General features: G+C 69.3%; 19 protein-coding genes. 9 read left to right on the top strand and 10 right to left on the bottom strand.

The features are described from left to right. Positions 1–70: 70 nt before the first annotated feature. Together AB0M95_RS09505 and AB0M95_RS09500 are read left to right on the top strand one after the other, a co-directional pair. A complete protein-coding gene (locus tag AB0M95_RS09505; RefSeq protein ID WP_363761557.1) occupies positions 71–1,087 on the top strand; it encodes a zinc-binding dehydrogenase in 1,017 nt (338 codons plus the stop codon). Then, positions 1,084–2,031 carry a 3-carboxyethylcatechol 2,3-dioxygenase gene (locus tag AB0M95_RS09500; RefSeq protein ID WP_363761555.1) on the top strand — a complete coding sequence of 316 codons (948 nt, stop codon included), beginning with the start codon at positions 1,084–1,086 and terminating at the stop codon, positions 2,029–2,031. The genes AB0M95_RS09505 and AB0M95_RS09500 overlap by 4 nt, the downstream gene beginning before the upstream one ends. Before the next feature lie 146 nt (positions 2,032–2,177). On the opposite strand, the gene AB0M95_RS09495 is transcribed toward AB0M95_RS09500, so the two are convergent. Further along, positions 2,178–2,972 (bottom strand): IclR family transcriptional regulator, encoded by a 795-nt coding sequence (locus AB0M95_RS09495; protein ID WP_363761553.1) that lies wholly within the window; start codon positions 2,970–2,972, stop codon positions 2,178–2,180. A 127-nt stretch (positions 2,973–3,099) separates the two neighbouring features. Between AB0M95_RS09495 and AB0M95_RS09490 the strand changes: the two genes are divergently transcribed. Then, positions 3,100–3,705, top strand: a complete 606-nt coding sequence (locus AB0M95_RS09490) for an XRE family transcriptional regulator (RefSeq protein WP_363761551.1) — start codon at positions 3,100–3,102, stop codon at positions 3,703–3,705. 305 nt (positions 3,706–4,010) lie between these two features. On the opposite strand, the gene AB0M95_RS09485 is transcribed toward AB0M95_RS09490, so the two are convergent. The 7 genes from AB0M95_RS09485 to AB0M95_RS09455 form a co-directional block, all read right to left on the bottom strand. Further along, positions 4,011–4,751 carry a TetR/AcrR family transcriptional regulator C-terminal domain-containing protein gene (locus AB0M95_RS09485; RefSeq protein ID WP_363761549.1) on the bottom strand — a complete coding sequence of 247 codons (741 nt, stop codon included), beginning with the start codon at positions 4,749–4,751 and terminating at the stop codon, positions 4,011–4,013. A 242-nt stretch (positions 4,752–4,993) separates the two neighbouring features. Beyond that, entirely contained in the window at positions 4,994–6,145 is a 1,152-nt protein-coding gene (locus AB0M95_RS09480; RefSeq protein ID WP_363761547.1) for a P1 family peptidase, read from the bottom strand. Further along, on the bottom strand, positions 6,142–8,112 hold the full coding sequence (locus AB0M95_RS09475) for a S9 family peptidase (protein WP_363761545.1): 1,971 nt from the start codon (positions 8,110–8,112) through the stop codon (positions 6,142–6,144). Before AB0M95_RS09475 ends, AB0M95_RS09480 begins: the two co-directional genes overlap by 4 nt. Continuing rightward, positions 8,087–9,103, bottom strand: coding sequence for an ABC transporter ATP-binding protein (locus AB0M95_RS09470; RefSeq protein ID WP_363761543.1), 1,017 nt, complete (start codon positions 9,101–9,103; stop codon positions 8,087–8,089). The genes AB0M95_RS09475 and AB0M95_RS09470 overlap by 26 nt, the downstream gene beginning before the upstream one ends. Then, positions 9,100–11,022: a dipeptide/oligopeptide/nickel ABC transporter permease/ATP-binding protein gene (locus AB0M95_RS09465; RefSeq protein WP_363761541.1), complete on the bottom strand. Its 1,923-nt coding sequence runs from the start codon at positions 11,020–11,022 to the stop codon at positions 9,100–9,102. Before AB0M95_RS09465 ends, AB0M95_RS09470 begins: the two co-directional genes overlap by 4 nt. Before the next feature lie 2 nt (positions 11,023–11,024). Continuing rightward, positions 11,025–12,026: an ABC transporter permease gene (locus tag AB0M95_RS09460; RefSeq protein ID WP_363761539.1), complete on the bottom strand. Its 1,002-nt coding sequence runs from the start codon at positions 12,024–12,026 to the stop codon at positions 11,025–11,027. A 10-nt stretch (positions 12,027–12,036) separates the two neighbouring features. Then, positions 12,037–13,503: an ABC transporter substrate-binding protein gene (locus AB0M95_RS09455; protein WP_363761537.1), complete on the bottom strand. Its 1,467-nt coding sequence runs from the start codon at positions 13,501–13,503 to the stop codon at positions 12,037–12,039. A gap of 394 nt (positions 13,504–13,897) precedes the next feature. On the opposite strand from AB0M95_RS09455, the gene AB0M95_RS09450 reads away from it, so the two are divergent. Both AB0M95_RS09450 and AB0M95_RS09445 read left to right on the top strand, forming a co-directional pair. Further along, complete coding sequence (locus tag AB0M95_RS09450) at positions 13,898–14,983, top strand: Glu/Leu/Phe/Val dehydrogenase dimerization domain-containing protein (RefSeq protein ID WP_363761535.1); 1,086 nt, start codon at positions 13,898–13,900, stop codon at positions 14,981–14,983. A 369-nt stretch (positions 14,984–15,352) separates the two neighbouring features. Then, positions 15,353–16,816: an aminopeptidase P family protein gene (locus AB0M95_RS09445; RefSeq protein ID WP_363761533.1), complete on the top strand. Its 1,464-nt coding sequence runs from the start codon at positions 15,353–15,355 to the stop codon at positions 16,814–16,816. A 71-nt stretch (positions 16,817–16,887) separates the two neighbouring features. Here the strand turns inward: AB0M95_RS09445 and AB0M95_RS09440 are convergent, their stop codons facing one another. Further along, positions 16,888–17,052, bottom strand: a complete 165-nt coding sequence (locus AB0M95_RS09440) for a hypothetical protein (RefSeq protein ID WP_363761531.1) — start codon at positions 17,050–17,052, stop codon at positions 16,888–16,890. A 38-nt stretch (positions 17,053–17,090) separates the two neighbouring features. Further along, complete coding sequence (locus AB0M95_RS09435) at positions 17,091–19,424, bottom strand: pyruvate dehydrogenase (protein WP_363761529.1); 2,334 nt, start codon at positions 19,422–19,424, stop codon at positions 17,091–17,093. 148 nt (positions 19,425–19,572) lie between these two features. Here AB0M95_RS09435 and AB0M95_RS09430 point away from each other — a divergent pair, with 148 nt between their 5' ends. The 4 genes from AB0M95_RS09430 to AB0M95_RS09415 all read left to right on the top strand — a co-directional run bounded on the left by AB0M95_RS09430 (position 19,573) and on the right by AB0M95_RS09415 (position 23,670). Next, on the top strand, positions 19,573–20,049 hold the full coding sequence (locus AB0M95_RS09430) for an Lrp/AsnC family transcriptional regulator (RefSeq protein ID WP_363761527.1): 477 nt from the start codon (positions 19,573–19,575) through the stop codon (positions 20,047–20,049). Positions 20,050–20,171: 122 nt separating this feature from the next. Further along, positions 20,172–20,900, top strand: coding sequence for a TetR/AcrR family transcriptional regulator C-terminal domain-containing protein (locus AB0M95_RS09425; protein ID WP_363761525.1), 729 nt, complete (start codon positions 20,172–20,174; stop codon positions 20,898–20,900). 419 nt (positions 20,901–21,319) lie between these two features. After that, complete coding sequence (locus AB0M95_RS09420) at positions 21,320–22,903, top strand: AMP-binding protein (protein ID WP_363761523.1); 1,584 nt, start codon at positions 21,320–21,322, stop codon at positions 22,901–22,903. Beyond that, the gene (locus AB0M95_RS09415; protein WP_363761521.1) at positions 22,900–23,670 is read left to right on the top strand and encodes an enoyl-CoA hydratase/isomerase family protein; all 771 of its coding nucleotides are present in this window, start codon (positions 22,900–22,902) and stop codon (positions 23,668–23,670) included. Before AB0M95_RS09420 ends, AB0M95_RS09415 begins: the two co-directional genes overlap by 4 nt. The last annotated feature ends 443 nt before the right edge of the window (positions 23,671–24,113 follow it).

Genomic DNA, 24,113 nt, shown 5'->3' with positions numbered 1-24,113 from the left:
TGCCACGCATCGTTCCGTAGAACGGCACGCGCGCTGTCGGCGGCGGTCGGCGGCGGGAGAGCGTGGGCTCATGCTTGCCGCAATCGCCGTCTCCCAGAGCATGACCGACCCGCTGTCGGGGCTCGTCCTGGGCGACGTTCCACAGCCCGAGCCGCGGCCCGGCTGGTCGACCGTCCGCGTGGTGTCCTCGTCGCTCAACATGCACGACCTGTGGACCCTGCGCGGTGTCGGTCACCCGCCGGAGCGGCTGCCCATCGTCCTCGGCTGCGACGCCGCCGGATACGACGAGGACGGCAACGAGGTCCTCGTCCATCCGGTCATCGCCGACCCGGACGCCGGCCTCGGCGACGAGACCCTCGACCCGGGCCGCGCCCTGCTGTCGGAACAGCACAACGGGGCGTTCGCCGAGTACCTCTCCGTACCCACCCGCAACCTCGTCCCCAAGCCGGACTGGCTCACCTTCGACGAGGCCGCCTGTCTGCCCGTCGCCTGGGGCACCGCCTACCGGATGCTGTTCACCCAGGCCGGGATACGCGCGGGCGACCGGGTCCTCGTCCAGGGCGCCGGAGGCGGAGTCGCCTCGGCCGCCATCAAGCTCGCCGTCGCCGCCGGTGCTGTCGTCTACGCCACCAGCCGCAGCGCGGACAAACGGGCACAGGCCGAGTCATGGGGCGCGCGTGCCGCCGTACCGACCGGGGAGCGGCTGCCCGAACGCGTGGACATCGTGGTCGAGACGGTCGGCGAGACCACCTGGGCGCACTCGATGAAGGCGCTGCGGCCCGGCGGCACGATCGTGATCGCGGGCGCGACCAGCGGTATGAACCCGCCCGCCGACCTGGGCCGGGTCTTCTACCTCCAGCAGCGCATCCTCGGCTCGACCGGCTGCACCCGCGCCGAGCTGGTCGGCCTGCTGAGGCTCATGGATGCCACCGGTCTGCGCCCCGTTATCGACCGCACGCTTCCCCTGGAAGAGATCCACAAGGGCTTCCAGCTCATGATCGACGGACGGCTCACCGGAAAGCTCGTCATCCACCCGCCCGCCCAGGAAGCCGTCCAGCAGCCCGCCCAGGAAGGAGCACTGCGATGACCGCCGCCGCGGTGGGACTGTCCCACTCTCCGCTCATCGGCAAGAACGACCCAGCGCCGGAAGTCGTCGCCGCCGTCGAGGAGGCGGTGGAGGGCGCGCGCTCCTTCGTCCGCGCCTTCGACCCCGAACTGGTCGTCCTGTACGCCCCCGACCACTACAACGGCTTCTTCTACAAGGAGATGCCGCCCTTCTGCCTGGCCACCGAGGCGAGCACCGTCGGTGACTTCGGATCGTCGGCGGGCCCACTGTCCGTCGACGCGGAGGCCGCCCGCTCGATCGCGGGCGGGGTGCTGGAACGCGGTGTGGACCTGACCGTGTCGGCGCGGATGACCGTCGACCACGGGTTCGTCCAGCCGCTGGATGTGCTGTTCGGCGGCATCGACAAGGTGCCGGTGGTACCGGTCTTCGTCAACGGCGTGGCCACCCCGCTCGGTCCGGTCAGCCGGATCCGGGCGCTGGGGACCGCGATCGGGCAGGCCGCCGCCGCACTCCACCGCCGGGTGCTGTTCCTCGGCTCGGGCGGCCTCTCTCACGACCCGCCCGTGCCGGTTCTCGACGGCGCTCCGCCGCGGGTCGCCGACGCGCTGATCGAGGGGCACCCGCCGACCGCCGAGCAGCGGGCCCGGGGTGAGGAGCGGGTCGTGCAGGCAGGCCGGGATTACGCGGCCGGTTCGACGCGGATGATCCCCATCAACCCCGCCTGGGACAACCAGGTCCTGGACACCCTGGAGAGCGGCCGGCTGGCCGACGTGGACTCCTGGACCGTGGAGTGGATGGGCGCCGAGGGCGGTGGCTCGGCCCACGAGGTACGCACCTGGATCGCCGCGTTCGCGTCCCTCGCCGCCACCGGCGACTACCGGATGACCTCCCGCTTCTACGCGCCGATCCCTGAGTGGATCGCCGGCTTCGCCGTGGCGACGGCGGCACAGGGGGATGTCCGATGACCAGCACGCGACCGACTTCCCCGGAGCGGCGACGGCCTGATCACGGAAAACGATCGGGTGGCGGGACCGGCCGCCGCCCGATCGGTCCTGCCGCGAAGCCGACGACGGGCCGACACGGTCACGCCGACACCGTCAGGGCGATCCGCTCACCGAGAAGCGCGTGTGGCCTGCCATTCCCAGGCCGACCACGTCTGGGACGCGGCGGCGGCGACCCGGCGTACGTGCGCGCTCATGCGCCGCGTGTCGATCTGCCCTCGCCGTCCCGCCACGGACAGCGCCGCCACGGCCCGGCCGCCGCGGGCGAGCACGGGGGCGGCCACGCAGGACAGACCGGGCTGGTACTCCTCGTCGTCGAAGGCGACCCCCGTACGGCGGATGGTGGCCAGCTCGGCGAGCAGTTCCTCCGGGCCGGCGACGGTCCGGTCGGTGAATCGCGGGAGGGGATCGGACAGCGCCTGCTCCGCGGCACTCGCGTCATAGGCCAGCAGGACCTTTCCCACCGCCGTCGCGTGGGCCGGACGCCGTCCGCCAATCCGGGTCGGCACGGGAGCGGTGCGGTGGCCGTACAGCTTGGCGAGATACACCACGTGCGTGCCGTGGAGGACGGCCAGGTGGACCGTCTCACGGCTGGACTCGTACAGGTCCGCCAGATGCGGCAGCAGTACGTCGCGGACGTGGTCGGACTCGGGCGCGTACACGGCCCGGCCCAGGTGGTGCAGACGCTCGCCCAGCCGGTAGTCCGTGCCCACGCGCTCCACGACGCCGTTGCGTTCCAGCATGCCGAGGACCCGGTGCGCGGTCGACTTGCTCATCTGGGCCCGTCGCGCGAGTTCGCTGACACCGCTGCCGCCGGTCTCGTTTCCGAGGGCGACGAGGAGGCTGATGGCCTTGTCGACAGCGGCCCGGTCGTCGCGTGTGGGGCCGGCGAGGGTGGCGGTCATGTCGTTCACCTCAGCTCCGAAGGGCGGTGTCACTTTTAGCAGACCACCCATCAACGTATACGTGACAATGATGCGAACCCGGCCGCCGTTCGTCAACAATGACGGTGTGGCAATTAAAAGTGACACCATGCACCATGAGAACGATCTTGTAGCCCGTAACGTCCGGCGCTTCCGCCTGGAGCGGGCGATGTCCCTCGGCGAGCTGGCCCGCCGGTCCGGTCTGTCGAAGCAGACGCTCTCCAAGATCGAGAACGGCGAGGGCAACCCCACCGTGGAAACGCTGGCCCTCCTCGGGGCCGCCCTGGACCTGCCCACCCGCCGGCTGCTGACCGAATGGGGCACCCCGGTCTATGTCCAACGGCAGGGCGAGAGCGAATGGTCCACCACCGGCAACGGTACGGAACGCCTGCTGGACGAGACCTATGGATCGGGATACGTGCGCACCCTCGTGCTACGACTGGAACGCGGCGAGCGGGACCCCGAACCGATCGACGCCCTCACCGCCGGCACACTGCACCACATCTATGTGATCACCGGGCGGCTGCGCACCGGCCCGGTCGCCGAACCGGTGGACATCAACGCGGGCGATTTCGTCCGCTTCCCGGGCGACGTCCCGCACCGGCACATCTGCCTCAGCGAACGGGTCGTGGCCCACATGGTCACCACGCTTCCCCAGGTCCGCCAGTTCGGCCCGACGGTCACGAAGGGCGGGGTGACGCCACGGGAGAGCTGAGTTGTTCGAGCAATTCGTGCCCCGTCGGGGCGGGGCCGTTCGAAGGCCGGACGAAAACAGGGCCCGGCCATCGGTCGGGAGCCGGCAGCGCTTCCATTCGGACGTCGACCCGGTAGTCATGGGCCGCCCGGAAACAGCCCTCCAGCACGTTCAAGGCAGCCGGGTCCGTGGCTCCGAGCAGGGTGTGCCAAGTGCGGGATTCCGGGTCGGAGAACATCGGCAAGCGGAGCTGGATACGTTGGTCGGCTTCGACGCGGCAGGCGAACGGCCGTGACCGTCGGCCCGCCGCTCATTCGGTCATCTCGTCACTGGGCGTGACCACTTTCGCTCAGTTGGGCTCGCAGCCCGGCCAGCAGGATGCGCATCGACGCCTGGAAGCTGTCGTCCATCGGGTGCGTGCGTCCGGAGTCGTAGCGGGCCATGAAGGCGTTGTTCTCCAGCCCGGCCATGTTCCGGTTCAGCGCCGGGTACGCGTTGGGATCGAGACCGCGCAGTTCCTGGGACAACTCGCTCTTCCAGTCGGACTCGACGCCACTCGGCTCCGCGGACAGCTCCAGCGCGGTCCAGCCCAGGATGAATCCGAGCAGCGCGTTGTAGGCGTGCACCAGGTCGGGGCCGACGAAGCCCGTTCGCTCCAGGACGCCGACGATGCGCTCGACCATGGGCATGCACGTCGTGGAGACCACCATCTGGTTTCCGGCCATCTGGGCGATCTCCGGATGCCGGTGCATCGCCTTGCGGCACAGCTCGGCGACCTCGGTCAGCCATCGCTCCCAGCCGAGCCGGTGTTCGTCCGGGAGCACGACCTCGTCGAAGACCCTGGTCGCGACCGCGGCGAGAAGCTGCGCCTTCGATCCGACGTGGTAGTAGAGCGCCGTGGGATAGACACCCATCGTCTTGGCGAGCGCGCGCATGGTGAAGTTCTCAAGTCCATCACTGTCGATGAGCTTCAGCGCTGCGTCGACGACATCCTGATGGGTCAGAGTCGGCCGAGAAGGATGCGGTCGCGCACTCCGGGAGCCTTTGGGTACGGTCGGGGCTGCCATGAGTGCTCCTGAATCGTCCGATTGGTACTGAGAATAGGTAAATTCGTCGTTCCCTGTGGTGTGCGTCCCGGGAACCTGATCCACCACGACCGCCTATTGTCCACGACCGTCGTCCGAGCTCGTTTTCGACGGCGGACAGAGCCTTGTCCGGAAGCGAGCACAGTTCGCCTCCGCAGGCCGGCCCGTCCGGACGACGGTCCGGACGGACGATCGGATGCATGACGTCACCTCCTGTGTACCGGTCAGTCGCCGGGCGGCGAGGGCGGTTGCGGGGACAGGGGTCCGGAATACCGGCCGACGCATTCCTGAAGTCGGCTCGCGTCGAGCCCGAAGGCCCGGAACCCGTCCGCTCCCTCCATCGTCTCCGCGGCGACCAGTGCGTTGAGGATCGCTTCCTGAGTGCACTCCATCGCGGCGGCCAGCAGCGGACTGAGCGCGGAATTCGGCAGCACCCGCAGACTCTCCACCTCGGAGGCACCGAAGTCGAAGCCCTCACGGGGGTGTTGGGCGGTGGAGAACGCCAACGCGAAGTCGCCGCTGAGGTGATGCCCGTAAGCGCCGTTTCTCGCCACGCCCAGGGTCGCCCGATGCGCGATCCGTTCGCACTGTGAGGGCAACAGGGGCGCGTCGGTGGCCACGATGATGAGGATGCTGTTCTTGTGCGGATCGAGCGGTCCCCGGTCCTGGCTACCGGGAACGCCGAGCGGGACCTCGCTGAGCGGGATCATCTCGCCGACCGGTACACCGGCCACCTCGAACTCCTCGCGCCCGCCGTGGTTGGCCTGCACCATGACGCCGAGCGTGTACGTGCCGGCCGGCTGCTCGACCACCCGGGAAGAGGTTCCGATGCCGCCCTTGAACCCGTGGCAGACCATTCCGGTCCCGCCGCCCACACTGCCCTCGGCGACAACCTCCGACGCGGTGTCCAGGGCGTGCGCGACATGCTCCTCGCGCACATGCAGACCGCCGATGTCGTTGAGCATCCCGTCCCAGGTCTCACCGACCACGGGCAGCCGCTCCAGCACACCCCTGCGGCGCGACTCGATGGCGACCACCGCGTCACGGACGGTGCCGACGCTGTGCGAGTTGGTGGTCATGATCGGCCCATAGAGGGTGCCGGCCTCGCGTACGAAGTGCATGCCGGTCCATTCCCCGGACCCGTTGAGCGCGAAGAACCCGGCGAAGCAGGGCCGCTCCCAGGTGTCGCCCGGGTGCGGGATCACCGCCGTCACCCCGGTGCGCACCGGGCCCTCGCCGACACGCAGCGGGCCCGCGTCACCGCGGATGATCGTCGAGTGTCCGACGCGCACCCCGGCCACATCGGTGATCGAGTTCCGTGGACCGGTCGGGTACCGGCCGATGCCGATACCCAGGTCGCGCAGCCTTGTCGTCATCGCTCCGTGTCCGAACTGTCCGATGCGGCGGCGGTGTGTTCGAGCGCCCAGTCCATGAGCCGCTGGTAGGCGTCCCGGGGGTACGACGGGGCACCGCCGCCGAGCAGGGCGAAGTGGGTGACCTCCGGGTACCGCACCAGCCGTGCGCGGACCCCTTGGGCGCGCAGCGCCTGGAACCACAGCTCGCCCTGGAGCATCGGGCAGCGCAGGTCCTCCTCGTTCTGCAGGATCATGAAGGGGGTGGTCACCTTGCCGACGTGGGCGATGGGCGAGCGGTCGGTGAGCCGGTCGTACACCTCCCGCAGGGGTCCGCCCGCGATCCACTCGCTGGTCAGGACGCCGGCGTCGGTGCCCTGCCAGGAGACGTGGTCGGAGATCATGACGCCGGCGATGGCCGCCGCGAAGCGGTCGGTGCGGGTCGTCAGCCACGCCGTCATGGTGCCGCCGTAGCTGAAGCCGCTCAGCACCAGCCGTGCCGGGTCGGCCAGGCCCTCGGCGACGACGACGTCGACCGCGCCGAGGATGTCGCCCTCGTCGGCGTAATGCCAATCCCCGTTGGTGGCCTGCATGAACGCGTCGCCGTAGCTGGCGCTGCCGCGGGAGTCCACGCACAGCACGGTCCAGCCCTGTCCCGCCAGGGCCTGTTGGTACAGGAAGTGCTCGGACAGTGCGGGCGTCCACGCGTTGTAGGGCCCTCCGTGGACGTCCACGAGAAGGGGGCTGGGGCCTTCGACATCGTCCTTGCGCAGGATGTAACCGTGGACGCGCTGGCCGTCCGGCGCTTCGAAGACGCGGACCTGCGGCGCCACGAAGTCGACCTCGCCGAGGTTGCTCTCCTGGAAGCGGGTGAGCTGGCGCTCGCCCTGGCCGTCGGAGATGTACAGCTCCGCGATGTGCCCCTCGTCACCGGCGACGAAGGCGATGGCCTCGGTGCCGTACGCGGCGGTGCGCACTGTGCGGGTGCCGCCGAGCAGTTCCTTGGGCGCCCCACCGGTAACCGGTGCTTCGAGCACCCGGGTGCGGGCCAGGTACCACTCGCCGAAGCGGACCCGGGTCCCGTCTGCGGTGAAGCGGGCGGGGAAGGTCAGGTCCCAGTTGGGCATGTGGTTGCCGGGGTGGTCGGGCAGGAGCTGACGCGGCGCCTGACCGCCCTCGGCGGGGACGGTCCACAGCCGCGGCTCGGCCAGGCCCGCGCGGTCCGAACCGACCATCAGCAGCGTCTCGCCGTCCGGGGACCAGTCCAGGGCCCAGAACATCGCGTCCGCCGCGGTCACCGGCGTCAGCCGTCCGGTCTCCACGTCGACCACGGCGATGGTCTGGGGACACAGGACGGTGCCGTACACGCTGTAGTCCGGCATGCTCACCGCGATACCCCGGCTGTCCGGGGCCCACACCGGCATGGTGTGGTCGTGGTCGCCGTCGGTCAGCTGCCGCGCCTGGCCGCCGTCCACGGTCAGTACGAAGAGCTGCTGGCGGAGTTCCTTCCGCAGCCCCAGGCCGTCGATCTTGTATCCGATGTCGTCGACGACCACCGGGCACCGCCTGGCCGCCACGCTGTCCTCCACCGTCTCGGCACCGTCGACCGTCGCCGTCCAGGCGATCATCGTACCGTCTGGTGACCAGACGCCGAGGTCGGCCCCGAGCGGCAGGTCCGTCAGCCGGGTCGCCTCGCCGCCGTCCAGCGGCAGCGACCACAGCTGGGCCGGGCCGCCGTCCGACGAGGACAGGTACAGCAGGTGCCGGCCGTCCGGCGAGAAGCGCGGCGCGGAGTCCGCGGGACCCGAGGTCAGCTGCTTCGGCTCGCCGCCGTCGGTCGTGACCAGCCAGATCGTGGAGCGGGTGTGGTCCTTCTCGGCGTCCGCGACGGAGACGACGAACGCCACGGACCGGCCGTCGGGGGACATCTGCGGATCCGACGGGATGTGGATGGCGTAGAGGTCATCAAGTTGGAAGGGACGCGTTGGCATGGGCGCTCCGTTCTACGGTGTCGTGGGTCACGGCCCCGGGAAAGTGGCAGGCCGCGAGATGGCGCGCGTTCAGTTCGACGAACTGTGGCCTGCGTTCGGTACAGATCTGCCGGTCCGCGTGGACGCCCGGCCCGGCGGGGCAGCGCGGGTTGAACGGGCAGCCGGCGGGAAGGTGGAAGGGGTCCGGCGGCTCGGTGTCGAGCACCTTGGCGTCGGCGCGGGGGGCGGGCCGGCGCAGCGAGGGCACGGCGTCGAGCAGCGCACGGGTATAGGGGTGCCGCGGCCGGGAGACCAGTTCGGCGGTGGGCGCCTTCTCGACGATCCGGCCGGCGTACATCACCGCGATCTCGTCGCACATGGCGGTCACGACGGCGAGGTTGTGCGAGATGAACAGGGTCGTGATGTTCAGCGTCGCGACGGCCTCACGTACGACGTTCAGCACCGAGCCCTGCACGGACACGTCGAGCGCGGAGGTGATCTCGTCGGCGACCAGCAGGGACGGGGCGGAGGCCAGCGCGCGGGCCAGCGCCACGCGCTGGCGCTGGCCGCCCGACAGCCTCGACGGCAGGGACGTCGCGTGCCGGGGGTCGAGCGAGACCAGTTCGAGCAGCCGCCGTACCTCGGCGGACCGGTCGGCGCGCCCACCCCTCGCGCCGCCGGCGGCCACGCCTTCGGCGATCGAGGCGCCGACGGTCATGCGCGGGTCGAGGGAACCGGACGGGTCCTGGAAGATCATCTGCACCGGCTGCGCGGTACGGCCGAACAGAGAGCGGCGCGCGAGCGGCGCCCCGTCGACGAGGATCTGCCCGGAGGTCACGGGGGCGAGGCCCGCCACCGCGCGCCCGAGGCTGGACTTGCCGGACCCGGACTCGCCGACCAGGCCGAGGAAGCCCCCGGAGGGGATGGTGAGGTCCACGTTGTCCACCGCGGTCATGACGCGACGGCCCTTGCCGTAGCTCACGGTCAGACCCTTGAGTTCGAGGGCGCTCATGCGCCGCCTCCCCCGGGGCCCACCAGCGTGTCGGCCTTGACCATGACCTGCGGGTACCAGCAGGCCACCCGGTGGCCCGCGCGGCCCTGGGCTTCCAGGCGCGGCCGTTCGCTACGACATCGGTCGTCGGCGCTCACGCACCGCGCGGCGAACGGGCAGCCCTCCGACATCGCCGACGGCTCCGGCGGCGTGCCGGGAATCGTCACCAGATGTCCGCCCGGCTCGGACATCACCTCGGGAACGCAGTCCAGAAGTGCCCGTGTGTAGGGGTGTGCCGCAGTCTCTCGCAGCATGTCCGTGGTCAACTCCTCCACGATCGTTCCGCCGTACATGACCAGAGCCCGTTGGCAGCGCTGCGCGACCACGCCCAGATCGTGACTGATGAGCATCAAGGACGCGTCGTTGTCGGCCCGTACCTGTTCGAGCAGATCGAGCACCTGCCGCTGGACCGTGACATCCAGGGCCGTCGTCGGTTCGTCGGCGATGATCAGCTGGGGGCTGCCCATCACGCCGATGCCGATGACGGCCCGCTGGCGCATCCCGCCCGACATCTCGTGCGGGAACTGGCGGGCCCGGCGGGCCGGGGCGGGGATCCGCACCTGCCCGAGCCGCCCCACCGCCCGCGCCATGGCGGACTTGCGATCGGCCCCCTCGTGCACCTGCACGACCTCTGCCAGCTGGGCGCCGACCCGCATCGAGGGGTTCAGGGCGGTCATCGGATCCTGGAACACCATCGAGATCGACGTTCCCAAGGCCTTGGCACGCTGGGACACGGTGAGCGGGCGGAGGTCACGGCCGCCGAAGTCGATCCGGCCGGCCGTGGCGTACGCGCCGGTGGGCAGGAGCCCCGCGATGGCGGACGCGGTCAGGCTCTTTCCGCTGCCGGACTCGCCCACGATACCGACGCTTTCGCCCGCCTCGATCTCGAAGGACACCTCGCGCACCGCCTCGAACGACTCGGCGGTGCCTTCGGGGAGCACCTCCACCCGCAGTCCGGAGACCCGGAGCCTCGCTGAGGTCTCCGCGAATTCGTCGCGCTCGGCGGCCGGGCTGACCGCTGTCGCCGCGCTCTCGGTCTTGCGGCGGCCCTGCCCGGAGCGGCGGCCGGCGGCATGGGACAGCGCCTCGCCGAGAGCGGAGAAGCTGAGCCCCGCGAACACGATCGCCGCGGCGGCGCCGAGTGCCTGGCCCGGGTTGACGTAGATCCGTGCCAGCCCCTCGTTGAACAGCTGGCCCCAGTCGTACGACGGCGGCTGTACGCCGAGGCCGAGGAACGACAGGGCGGCGAACGCCTGGAGGACGGAGGCGAAGATGATCGTGGCGTTGAGCACGATGGGTTCGGCGACGTTCGGCAGGAAGTGCCGGACGAGCAGTCTGACCGGCCCGACCCGCAGCATGCGCGAGGCGGCGATGTAGTCGCGCTGGGCGATACCGGACGCGAGCGTGTGGGTCAGGCGGGCGAAGAACGGGGCTCCCGACAACCCGACCGCGAGGACCGCGCCGCTGCTTCCGGCTCCGAAGATCACAATGAGGAAGAGGGCGAGCAGCAGTCCCGGAAAGGCCACCGCGAAGTCGACGACGGCGGTGACGAGGCGGCCCAGGCGGCGGCCGAGGACGACCGGGAGGACGCCGATCACCACACCGGCCACGACACAGAGGGCCGTCGCCGCCAGCGACAGCTCCAGAGAAAGCCGCGTCGCCACCAGCACCCGGGCGAACACGTCCCGGCCGAGCGAGTCGGTGCCCAGCCAGTACTCTGCGGAGGGAGGGAGTTGCGCATCGGCCACCTTCCCGGTCGTCGCCTGGTCCTCGAACAGGATCGGCGCCACTACGGCGATGACCGCGAGGACCGCAACTCCGGCCGCACCCGAGATGCCGAGCGGGGTACGCAGGAAGGCCGGCAGTCGCCTGCGAGTCATGGTCAGCCCTCCAGAATGGTCGAGCGCGGATCGGCCACGGCGATCAGCATGTCGACAACCAGGTTGATCAGCAGGACGGCGCCGCCGGTCACCAGGACCAGGGCCTGCACCATCGGGTAGTCCTTGGTCGTCACTGACTGGGTGAGTGTCGACCCCAGGCCCGGCAGCACGAAGATCGTCTCGACCAGGATGGTGCCGGCGAGCAGTCCGCCGAGCATGAGCCCTCCCATGCTCAGGGTCGGGGTCAGCGTGTTCGGAATGACGTGACGCAGGAACACGCGCAGGGTCGGCAGCCGCTTGGACCGTGCGGTGCGGACGAAGTCCTCGCCCAGCACCCGCAGTGTTTCCAGGCGGACGATACGGGCCAGCGCCGCGGCCGGTCCCACCGCCAGCGCGATGACCGGGAGCACGTAGCCGGAGACGGTGTCCGTACCCGCGATCGGCAGCAGCTTCATCCGGACCGCGAAGACATAGGAGAGTCCCACCGCGAGGAGGAACCCCGGAATCGAGTAGGCCAGCCCGGTGACCGAGGTGAAGGCCATGTCCAGGAACCTGCGGCGCCCGCCGCTGGTCGCCGCCGCGATGGCGGCACCCAGCGGCACGGCTACCACGACCGCCAGCAGGAACGCCAGGACTGCGAGGCGTGCCGTCTCGGCCCAGCGCTGCCCGATGATCTCGCTGACCGGCAGCCCCAGGTTGAACGACGTGCCCAGGTCACCCGTGAACACGCCGCCCACGAAGTGCCCGAACTGGTCGAGAAGGGACTTGTCCAGGCCAAGTTCGACCCGTCGCTGGGCGACCGACTGTGCCGAGGCGGTGATCCCGAGTGAATTCCGTGCGGGGTCGCCCGGGATCAGTTGGATCAGGACGAAGGCCATCACCATCAGTCCGAGCAGCGAGGCCGCGAACCTGAACAGCCGCCGCGCGAGGAAACGCACCCATGGATTCACCGGACCGCGGCTGGTCAGTCCGCGTGGCGCCGCCGGCGCCGTGGTAGCCGTCATGTGCTCACGCTCATTTGGTCAGGCGGATGCTGGTCGGCACGATGTACGAACCGGAGAACTTGAATGTCGCGTTCTTCCCGAAGGTCGGCCAGGGCATGTTGGCGAACGGGACGACGTCACTGTCACGGACGAGAGCCGTCTCCGCGGCCAGCCAGTTGGAGCAGCCGGCCGCGCCGGAGGACTCGCTGGCCTTCTTGACCTCGGCGGTGTAGGTCGCGTTGTCGATGTGCGCGAAGTTGCTGCCGTTCGGCGGTGCGTCACCGGAGAGGATCGACACAAGCTGGTTGGGCGTGGAGACCCCGAGGCCGTTCCAGTTGACCTCCCAGGCACCACTGCCGAAGAGCACCGAGTTCGTCTGGGAGACCGGCTTGCCGACGGGCTGCACATCGACGCCGATCTTCTTCCAGGCCGCGGTGGCCAGCTCGGCCGCGGCCGGACTGCCAGAGGGGATGTCGGTGTTGTACAGGAAGGTGATACTCAGGCGCTTGCCGTCCTTGACACGGACCCCGTCGGGGCCGGGCTTCCAGCCTGCGGACGACAGGATGCTCTGCGCCTCCGACACGCTGTGGGTCGGCAGGGCCGATTCCACCGAATTACCCGGACACGCGGCCGGCGTTCCCGGAGTGAAGGTCGTCGGACCGCTCCCGGTTCCGCCGGTGTAGACACTCTGGATCTCCGGCAGGTTCAACGCGGTGGTCAGCGCGAGCCGGACCTTCTCGTCGGCGGTCACGTGACCGGCACCCTGGTTGAAGAACATCTCCCCGATGGGCGAGAGGTAAGACGCGCTGAACAGCTTCGCGGCACTGAGCCGCTGCACGTCCGAGGAGCTCACCGAGGCCGCGTTGATGGATCCCGCCATCAGCAGGTTGGCCTGGGTGGCCTGGTCGGCGACGACCTTGAACGAGACCTTCGACGGTTGGTCCGCCGCGTCGACCCTGGCCCCATTCGGGCCCCACGCGTACTCGGTGCGCCTTGTGTACGTGTACTCGTCACCTGTGACGGCCTTGGTCAGCTTGTACGGGCCGGTGCCGTCGGCGCCCTGTTTGAGCTTGGACCGGTCGGCCAGGCCGCCCTTGCAGACCATCGGCACCAGCGACAGGCCGTTCAGGAAGAACGGGGCGGGCCGGCTCAGCTTCAGCGTCACGGTGGTGCCGGCCGAGTCGGCCTTCGCCGTGATCCCGGGCGGCAGATACGTACCGAGGAGCGGGCTTCCGCTCTTCGGGTTCTCCAGGAAGGCGAAGTTCGCCTCGACATCGGCCGCGGTGAAGGCCGAGCCGTCCGCGCAGGTCACCCCCTTGCGCATGGTGAACACCCAGTCGTCGCCGCTCTGCGTCCACGACGAGGCCAGTCCGGACACGAAGCTTCCGTCCGGCGTCTCGTTGACCAGCGGGTCATAGGCGAAGGAAGCCATGGTGAGGGCGGTGCCGTCAAGCGTCTTCTGAGGGTCCAGGGACCCCGGTTCGGACGGCACGGCCATCGTGAAGGTCCCGCTCGCCGACGTCGTGGACGTCGAACTGGAGGAACAGGCGGCAGCCGTCGAGACTGCGGCCAATGCCAGCGCAGCCGCCAGCAGCCTTTGGGATCTAGCAGGGTCTCCGACAGAGCGCATCACTCGGGGCTCCATTCCACTCCACCGCATGACAACGGGTTCGGCACGAACGCTCAAGACCGAGCGGGTTAACCAACCGACAAGGTTAGTAGTACGTGCAGACAAGGTTGGTAGTACGTCGTATAGGGTGTGTTGTCCGACGTACAGTGTCAAGGCTTCAGGAAGCACACCTTCAGGCTGATGTCTCATCCAGCCGACGTACGGGCACCTGGGCCCGTCCCCCAACGCAGCGACGGGCATAGTGCCCCACTGAGGAGCCACGATGACTAGCGAAGCTCTCCCACCGACCGCCACACCGGGCGTGTTCGACAACGTCGAGCACGCCGACTTCCCGCACCAGCGAGTCGCGTTCTGCTATGACCGGCGCACGGGGTTGCGGGCGATCATCGCCATCCACTCCCTCGCGCTCGGCCCCGCGATCGGCGGCTGCCGGATCCGTCCCTACGCGGACGAGAACGCGGCGCTCGCCGACGCGCTCCGCCTCTCCCGCAGCATGACCTACAAGGCCGCCAGCGCCGGACTCGATCACGGCGGCGGAAAGGCCGTGATCATCGGTGACCCGGCGAACGTCAAGTCGCGGGAGCTGTTCGAGGCCTTCGGCCGGTTCGTCGAGGAACAGGGCGGGCGCTACATCACGGCGTGCGACGTCGGCACCGTCTGCGACGACATGGACATCATCGGGGGCGTGACCCGGCATGTCGCCTTCCGGAGCACCGCCGTCGGCGGCTCCGGTGACAGCGGCCTGAACACGGCGCTGGGAGTTCTGCAGGCCATGCGCGCCGGCGCGGAAGCCCAATGGGGTACCGCCGAACTCACCGGACGCACGGTCGGCGTGGAGGGTCTCGGCAAGGTCGGATACAACCTGGTGTCACTCCTGCACGCCGAAGGGGCACAGGTCGTCGCGACCGACGTCAGCGCCGCGGCGATCGAGCGGACCCGTACCGAGTTCCCCGAGGTGCGGATAGCGGAGAGCGTCCTCGACGCCCCGGTCGACATCTACGCCCCGTGTGCCCTCGGCGGGACCATCGACACGACCACCGTCGAGCGCATCACCGCCCGGCTGGTCTGCGGCGGTGCCAACAACCAGTTGGCCGACCCGGCCCTCGAGAACACCCTGGCCGGCCGCGGCATCCTCTGGGTCCCGGACTACGTCGCCAACGCCGGCGGCCTCATCCAGGCGGCCGGAGAGGTGGCCGGCTGGACCGCCGACGCGACCCGCAAGGACGTCGAGGCGATCTTCGACACCGCCAAGAGGGTGATCGACTTCGCCCGTGACAGCGGCGTCACCACCGGGGTGGCCAGCCGGCAGCTCGCGGACCAGCGCATCCGCGCGGCCGAGTCCGACTGAGCGGCGGCCCGCGAGGGGCTGCCGCTTCGGGCGGGCCCCGGCGACTGTGATCACCACCGCCGGTGAGCTCTGCGGCGGGTCGATCCTGCCGGTGGCCCGCCCTGGCGGTCGTATCCGCGTCGTGCCGGTGACCCGCCTGTCGGCCGTATCCACCTCCTGCCGGTGTGCGCCGCACCGCCCATCGCCGCGGGGGGCGGCTTTCGGCTCGGCCGCCTCGGACCCCGTTGCTCGGCTCTGCCTTGCCCACCGGCGGCTGTGCCGTGGTGATCATTACCGACGACGTGGCCGACGTGGCGACCACGCACAAGCCGATCCCCCGGACGACCCGAGGCGCAGAGACGATCCATAGCGCAGAAAGGAAACCCGCGCATGAACGAGCGCATGGCAGATCGCGTGGCCGAACGCCCCAGCGAACCCGTGGCGGCCCGACCGAAGCCGATCAACCTGGCCGAAGCGAGCGGTTTCCGCGCGTTCGTCCGCGACGGCTGGGACACCGGCGACCGCGCGGTCGCTGTAACCCCGGGTGCCCGCGAGGCCGCAGCGGCGCACCGCGCCAGACTCTCCGGCGCGCTGCCCGGCCGACGGATCGCGGTCCCGTCCGGGCACGCGCCGGTCCGCAGCAACGACACCGACTACCTCTTCCGTCCCGACAGCGACTTCTCCTGGCTGACCGGCTGCGCCGCCGAAGACGCGATCCTGGTCATGCATCCGGTCCCCTGTGGGCACGAGGCCGAACTGTTCCTGCGCGAACCGGCCGACCCAGCCGACGCGGACTTCTTCGCCAACGCGCGGGACGGTGAACTGTGGATCGGGGCGGTGCCCGGTCTGACCGAGTGGTCGCAGGCGCTCGGTGTGCCGTGCCGACCGCTGGAGGATCTGCCCGGGGCGCTGCGCGGCCGACTGCCCCTGGTGCATGCGAACACGGGCGTCGACGGCTTGCTCGACGCGCTGGTCGGGGACGCGCCGTCGGCCGAACTCCGGCGCGTGCTGGGTGATCTGCGGCTGATCAAGGACGACTGGGAGATCGGCCAGTTGCAGGCCGCGATCGACGCGACGGTGCTCGGATTCTCCGACGTGGCGAGGGAACTGCCCACCGCGATCGACCGGGGCGGCGAACGCTGGCTGCAGGGCACGTTCGACCGGCGGGCGCGGACCGAGGGCAACGGCCCCGGGTACACCTCCATCGTCGCCGCGGGGCCGCACGCCGCCGTACTGCACTGGGTGCGCTGCGACGGTCCGGTGCCCGAAGACGCGGTCCTGCTGCTGGACGCCGGCGTGGAGCTGAACACCCTCTACACGGCCGACGTCACTCGCACCTTTCCCGTGTCAGGCCACTTCAGCGCGGCCCAGCGACAGGTCTACGAGCTGGTGCTCAAGGCGCATCTGGCCGGCCTGGCGGCGGTCCGGCCAGGCGCGGCCTACCTGGAGTTCCACCACGCGGCGATGGCCACGCTCGCCGCCGGACTGGACGACTGGGGTCTGCTGCCGGTGTCGGTGGACGAGGCGCTCGCCGCCGACGGGCAACACCATCGGCGGTACATCTGCTGCGGGATCGGGCATCATCTGGGCCTCGACGTACACGACTGCGCCGCCGCCGGCCCGGAGCGGTACCACCAGGGCGTACTCGAACCCGGGATGACGCTGACCGTCGAACCGGGGCTGTACTTCCACCCGAACGACCTGACGCTCCCACCGGAACTGCGTGGCATCGGCGTACGCATCGAGGACGACCTGCTGGTCACCCCCACCGGCCACACCGTGATGTCCGCCGCGCTGCCGATCACACCGGACGGGCTGGAGACCTGGGTGGGCGAGCGTGTCGGTCTGCCGTAGTTCCCCGAACCCGGCGAGGACCACCTCCCATCGACCACGCGCCCGGGGCGAGTTTCCTCACCTCGGGCGCGTCAGTCCTCGGCCGATGGACACTCCACCCTCTTGAGATCACCACGGCCCGACAGCGCGTGACAGAGCCCTGACCTGGCGTTCTCGGCGCGGGCCACCGTCACGGTGACCACGGTGTAGACCGACGGCCGCGCGGGCTGCTCACTGCCCGCGCGGCCGTCGGTCACACCGCCACTGTCGTTCCTCAGCCAGTGACCGGAGTGCCTCAGTCGGCCAGGTCGAGGGCGGCTCGGACGACGCTGTCGGAGTCGATGCCGTGGTACCGGTAGACGCCCTCGATCGAGCCGGACTGACCGAAGCCGGTCACGCCGAGGCTCGTCAGCCGGACCTGATTGATCGTCGCCAGGAACGCGAGTGTATGCGGGTGTCCGTCGAGCACGGTGACCATGGGCGTGGCCCGATCGGCGGGAAAGACCTGGTCAAGAACCCAGGACTCGGCCGGGTCGTGACCTTGTCGCGCCCGCGTCGCACGGTAGAGGAGGTCTGGGCTGGTCACACAGACGACGTCGGCGCCGATGCCGACTCGGTCCAGCCGGTCGGCGGCTTCCAGTGCCTCGGGCACGAGCGCGCCCATCGCGGTGATGGTGATCTTCGCGTTGTCGTGTCGCCGCAGGACATACGCTCCGGCGACCGCCTGCCGACGACGCCGCTCGCGCGCCGCGGGATCGGTGGGTACCGCGGCCAGTGCCTGGTCGACCGGCCGGGTGGACAGCCGCAGGTAGGCCGAGCTGCCGTCGGGCTTGCCGAGTCGCGACAGGCTGGCCAGCAGTGCCCACTCGGTATCGATCGCGAACGCGGGCTCGTAAGTGATACAGCCCGGCTGCTCCAGGCCGATGGACGGGGTCTTGATCGACTGGTGGGCACCGCCCTCCGGGGCCAGCGTCACCCCGGAGGGGGTACCGACCAGGATGGACTGGCCTCCGGCATAGATGCCGTAGGACCACGGTTCGAGGGCTCGCTCGACGAACGGGTCGTAGAGCACTCCGATCGGCAGCAGCGGCTCGCCCCACCGGCTCCAGGTGGCCCCGAGTTCGCCCAGCATGCTCACCAGGTTGACCTCGGCGATGCCGAGTTCGATGTGCTGGCCGGTGGGCTTCTCCCGCCAGTGCAGGATGGTCTCCGTGTCGTCGGCGAACCAATCCTGGCGTTCGGTGGCTGACCACACGCCGACCTTGTTCACCCACCCGCCGAGGTTGGTCGACGAACTGACGTCGGGGCTCACCGTGACGATGCGCCGCGCGGCGTCCGGAGCCTGCCGGGTCAGGTCGAGCAGGGCCCGGCCCAGCGCCGCCTGAGTGGTCGCCACGCCGGACGGGAGACGGCCCAGGTCGGCCGGCACCACCGGCGAGGGACGGCTGGGGATCTCGGGGCGCCGGAGTCGGGCGGCGCTGCTCGCGCAGAGCGCCGCGGCGGGGCTGCCCTCGGGGAACGTCCGCCATGGATCCTCGACGTCGGTACCCAGACGCGCGGCCAGCTCGCCGAACTGTTCGTCGCTCAGAAGCGAGGAGTGGTTCTGGGGGTGGCCGCGGGTGGCCAGGCCGTGCCCCTTGACGGTGTACGCGAAGATGATCGTCGGGCGGGTGTCGTCGATGCCGCCGAACGCCTCATCCAACGCGGCCAGGTCGTGCCCACCCAGATCCGCGAACGCGGACAGCAGGATGTCGTCGCTCAACTCGTCGAGCAGGTGAGCGATCTGCTCGCGGCCGGGCCCCTCACCGGGGAGCCGCAGCCTCAACTGGTCGGCGTCGCAGCGCAGCAGCCGCTGATACTCGGGATTGGTCATCGTGTCGATCCGACGGCGCAGTTCCTCGCCGCCGGGCCGGTTGAACAGGTCTTCGAGCAACTGCCCGTACTTCAGCGTGATGACCTGCCACCCGGCGGCGGCGAACATCCTCTGCAGCTTCTCGGCGGCGATGTTGGGCACCACCCGGTCCAGCGACTGCCGGTTCAGGTCGACGATCCAGACCAGTTCGCCGAGCTGTCCGACCATCGGGTCCAGAATCGCCTCCCAGACCGCGCCCTCGTCGAGTTCGGCGTCGACGATCAGGGAGTACTGCCGTCCGGTACCGGCGCCGCTGGTCCTGGTGTCCAGGTAGCGGCGGGCGATCGCACCCCAGATCGGCGCGGTCGCGCCGATCCCGACCGATCCGGTCGAGTAGTCGACCGGATCGGGGTCCTTGATCCGGCTGGGATAGCTCTGCAGCCCGCCGAACTCCCGCAGGCGCGGCAGGTAGGATGCGTCCAGCTCACCGAGCAGGTAGTTGATCGCGTGCAGGACCGGTGAGGCATGCGGCTTCACCGAGACCCGGTCCTCGGGCCGCAGATGGTTGAACCACAACGTCGTCATGATCGACACCATCGACGCCGACGACGCCTGATGCCCACCGACCTTCAGGCCCGACGGATTGGGCCGAACCCGGTTGGCGTGATGGACGGTCGCGGTGGACAACCAGAGGACGCGGTCCTCGATCTCACCCAGCACGTCATGGTCGTTACCGGACGCCAGCCGATCCACAGCCTGGTTCGTCACCGCGGACATCACCGTCTCCCTCCGCTCCACGCGCCGTCGCGACGGATGCAATATGCTGCCGGATCACATCATTCGACCTGACTAAGCACAATATTCCGATACTTTTTTCAGCAGAATGCACGTCACCCTTGATCGAATGGCCCGGAGAGTGAGCACAATGCCCAGCCAACCCGACATCATCGACGCCAGGCTGCTGTTGGCGCTGACCGAGAACCCGCGTGCCACGACCGTCGCACTGGCGGACCAACTCGGCATCTCCCGCAACACCGCCCATTCCCGGCAGTCCCGCTACGAGCGCGACGGCACACTCGACTCCTTCGAGAGGCGGATCAACCCGGCCGCGCTGGGGTACCCGCTCACCGCGTTCATCACCACCCAGGTCACGCAGCGCAGCCTCAACGACGTCGCCGCCGCCCTGACAGCGATCCCGGAAGTGCTCCAGGTCCATGGCCTCAGCGGCGCGATCGACCTGCTGGTGCATGTCGTCGCCACCGACGCGGAGGACCTCTACCGGATCGCCGCCCAGATCCTGGCCGTCCCCGGAGTCGAACGCACCAGCACCGCGCTGGTCATGCGCGAACTGGTCGGCTACCGCATCACACCGCTTCTCGACGACATCGCACGCCGACGCTGATATCCCAAAGCGCTCGCGTGCCGCCCATGCGCACTCGCAAGGCGGCCCCACCGCCCCGGGGTGGCCTACCGCTCGGAGGCATGCCCCCATCGTCACGATGAGAGGCATGGCATGCTGACGCTATGACGCTCGACGGCGAGAAGGACCACTCGCGAAGCCACCGAGGACTTACTCGCGCCCAGGTCATCGATGCGGCACTCGTGATCATCGATGATCAGGGCACCGGCGCACTGACCATGCGTCGACTCGCCGACGCGCTCGGCGTCTACCCCGCCACCATCTACTGGCACGCGGGCAACCGTGCCGAGTTGGTGGCACACGTCTGCCGCCACATCTTGTCCAGCATCGAGGTCCCCGACGTCAGCGAGCTCTCCTGGGACGAGTGGATCAGGCGTTTCGCGTACGAGACACGCCGCACGTTCAGCGAGCACCCGAACCTCGCCGCGGACTTCGCCTCGGAGATCCATGTCTCGTCGACCGGCCTCAGCGTGGCCAACAACCTCCTGAGCGTTCTGACTCGGGCGGGGTTCCGTACCGAGGACCTCGTCCCGGCCTACAACACGGTGCTCGCTGGCATCTTCGGGTGGATCTCCGCCGAATTCGCCACCGAACCCGCGATAAACGACGCCGACTGGGCCACCGCTTTCAAGCACACTCTGAGCAACGTGGACGCGGACGAGATGCCCGCGCTGCATGACGCGCTTCCTGAGATCAGCAATCGCGGCTTCATGCTTCGGTGGGCCTCTGGTCGGACCGCCCCCATGGGTGAGAGTTTCGAGTTCGCCATGGAGACCATGATCGCCGGACTGGGCGTGATGCTCCGGAAGACCGTCTCCTCAAGCGCGCGTTGAAGCCTGTCCGCGCAATTCACCCGCCCCACTCGTCCCCTGCCTACGCAGCCGGTTGATCAGCGTCCGAGCCGGGCCGACAACAGGGCCAGGCGGACGCTCCAGCGGCCGGCGGGACCATGCCCCACCCCTGCCACCTGCCGAAACGGTCGCAGGCCCAACGCGTCAGCAACTCGTCCGGTGACGTCGGCCTGAGCGAGGGCCCGATTCCCGGCGCGGGGCCCTGTGCCGTTCGCCGGTGAACATCCCCCTTGCCCGCCGCCCGCTCCCTGACGCGTTCCCGTTCCACGGCGTTGGCTGTTGTGGCGCGACATGAAGGTTCCTTACACAACCAGCCTCTAGTACATTGTCCTAGAGACTTGAAACCCCGCCCGTGACACCCGAGTCACCCGCACCGAGGGCGCGAGCATGGGAGTGAACCCGTGAGCGACAGACAGAACGCCGTGGCGAGCCGGGCCCTGGACCACGCGCTGAGTGTCGGCGGCCTGGTTCAGCGAGCTGCGGACGAGTTCGGCGAGCGGACCTTCCTTGAGGATGCGCAAGGAGCGGTCACTTACCTCGCAGCCGCGGAGATCGTCGCGCGCGGCGCTTCCTGCCTGCGGACCTATGGAATCGCGGTCGGCGCTCGCGTGGGAATCTGTCTGCCCAACGGGGTGGACTGGCCGCTGGCGTGGTTGTCGGTGCTCGGCGCCGGTCTGACCGCTGTCCCGATCAACCGCTCCTACGAAGCCCGTGACATCGAGCACGTCGTGCAGGACTCGGACCTCATCGCGGTCATCACCTCTGACGAGTTCGCTCCGAAGTTCGAGGGGTCGGCCGCCGATACGCAGAGCATCCAGGTCATTCGTATCAACGACGTCCTGAAGCACGAGCCCGTCGACGCCTTCAACCCTCCGCGGCCGGCCATTGATGGCTCGACCCTTGCGAACCTCCAGTACACCTCGGGTACTTCCGGACTGCCCAAGGCGTGCATGCTGACCCACTCGTACTGGATCGAGGTCGGCCGTGCGATGGGGGAGATGGTCGGCCTGACGGCGGGGGACCGGTTACTGACGGCCCAGCCGTTCTCGTACATGGATCCAATGTGGCACGTCACCATGAGCCTGCAGTACGGCGCGCCGCTGGTGATCCTCCCGAGGTTCTCGGCCAGTACCTTCTGGGCGGATGTTCGACGCCATGGGACGACGGTGCTGTACGTGCTGGGCAGCATGCCGCAGCTGATGTTCGGGCAGCCCCCCTCAGACCAGGACCAGGACAATGACGTACGACTGGTGCTCTGTTCGGCCATTCCCGCGGCGATTCACCGGCAGCTTGAGGAGCGTTGGCAGGCACCGTGGCGCGAAGCGTACGGTCTCACCGAGTCCGGACTCAACATCGCCGCGCCCCTCGATGACGAACGGAGCGTCGGACTCGGTCTGCTGGGGGTTCCCACCCCGGGCTGGAAGGTCCGCGTGGTCAACGAGAACCTGCGCGATGTCCCGCCCGACAGCCCCGGCGAGCTGCTGGTCAGCGGACCGAGCCTGATGCGGGGCTACTGGCGCCGCCCCGAAGCGACCGAAGCCGCGCTCCGCGACGGCTGGTTCCGCACCGGCGACCTTGCGGTCATGCGGGAGGACGGCTGGATCCGCCTGGTGGGCAGGATCAAAGACTCGATCCGCCGGGGCGGGGAAAACATCGCCGCGGTCGAGGTCGAGGAAACCATCCGCGAACTGCCGTTCGTGCGGGACTGCGCCGTCGTGGGCGTCGACGACAATCTGTTCGGCCAGGAGGTGAAGGTGCACGTGGAAATCACCGAGCCCGGTGACCCGCACGAACTCGCCTCCCGGGTCGCCGAGCACGCGGGCGCCAGGCTGGCACGCTTCAAGATCCCGCGCTACGTCGACTTCTGGACGTCACTGCCGCGGACACCCTCCGAGCGCATCGCCAAGCACCGCATCCCGCAGCATCCCGCGCGGGAATTCCTTGCCTCTGTCGATCTCGGCCAGCGGGGGAGCAAGAAGTCATGAATCAGCCGACGGAGCCCGGCCCGGCCGGAGAGGTCCACTGCTCGTACGAGAACGGCGTGAAGATACTGAGGCTCGATCACGAGGCCCGCCTCAACGCCCTTTCGAGCCATATGCTGCGCTCACTGGCCGCCGAGATCAAGCGCACCCCGATCGAGTCCGGCGTCCGGGGCATCGTTGTCACCGGTACCGGCCGCGCGTTCTCCTCCGGTGAAGACCTGCGTGAGACCCGTTCCTTCGTCGACGCCCACGGCATGGACGCCCTGTCAGCGCTCTTCGACGACATCACCGAAGCCGTCCTCACGTCCACAGTGCCCTGCGTGGCCGCCGTGAACGGAATGGCCATCGGAGGAGCAGCGGAACTGACCCTCTGCTTCGACCGCAGGGTCGGCTCCACCGACACCTCCTACCGCTTCCCCGAAAGCGCGATGGGCTTCACCATCTCCAACGCCTCATCGATCCTGCTCCCGCGACTCGTCGGGGCAGCAACCGCCCTGGACATCATCCTCAGCGGCACCACACTCGACGCGAGCACCTGTCAGCGCATCGGACTGCTGGACGAGGTCGTCGAACCAGACTCGCTGATCAAATCGTGCCTGGCGGCCATCGAGCGCTGGACGCCCCAGGGCAACACCGCCCACCTGCACCTCCCCATGCTGCGCCCCGACCTCCCAACAGTGCACAGCGCTTTCGCCCGTGAAGCCGACGCAGCGCGACAAGCATGGACTGCGGGGAGCATGAACGCCCAGATCTCGCGCTTCAACAGCTGACACCACCTGACACAAAGAGCCGAGCTCTCGGTGGGAGCTGCACGTGATGCGGCGGGCGATTGCGGGTTTCCCCGCAAGTACCTTCTGCCACCCGGCACATCGTCACCTGCCCGCACTGGCGCACGACGGACCACACCAACGCCATGGGGGGGGCAAGCCCCGCCCGTCCAACATCCACCACCAGATGCACGGCGGGGGGGCGGCGGGGGGCGCTGAGGGGAGTATCACTCTAAGTGTGGAAGCAGTCACTGAGAGTAGAGTAGACGACTAGACGATCATGCACTATCTCGGGGGAGAAACACGATCATGCCTGCGACACGGGGAAAGTCCACGCTGATGGCGGTTGATACCGATGACGACGCCGCGGAAGGTGTGCATGGGGCTGCTCATCATGGCCGGCAAAACCCCCTTCACGGGCCGGGCGAGGCTCGGCTGCGGGACCT

It is taken from the genome of Sphaerisporangium sp. NPDC051017, assembly GCF_040683095.1.
GTDB lineage: Bacteria > Actinomycetota > Actinomycetes > Streptosporangiales > Streptosporangiaceae > Sphaerisporangium.
This window is presented reverse-complemented; position numbering and strand designations above follow the sequence as displayed.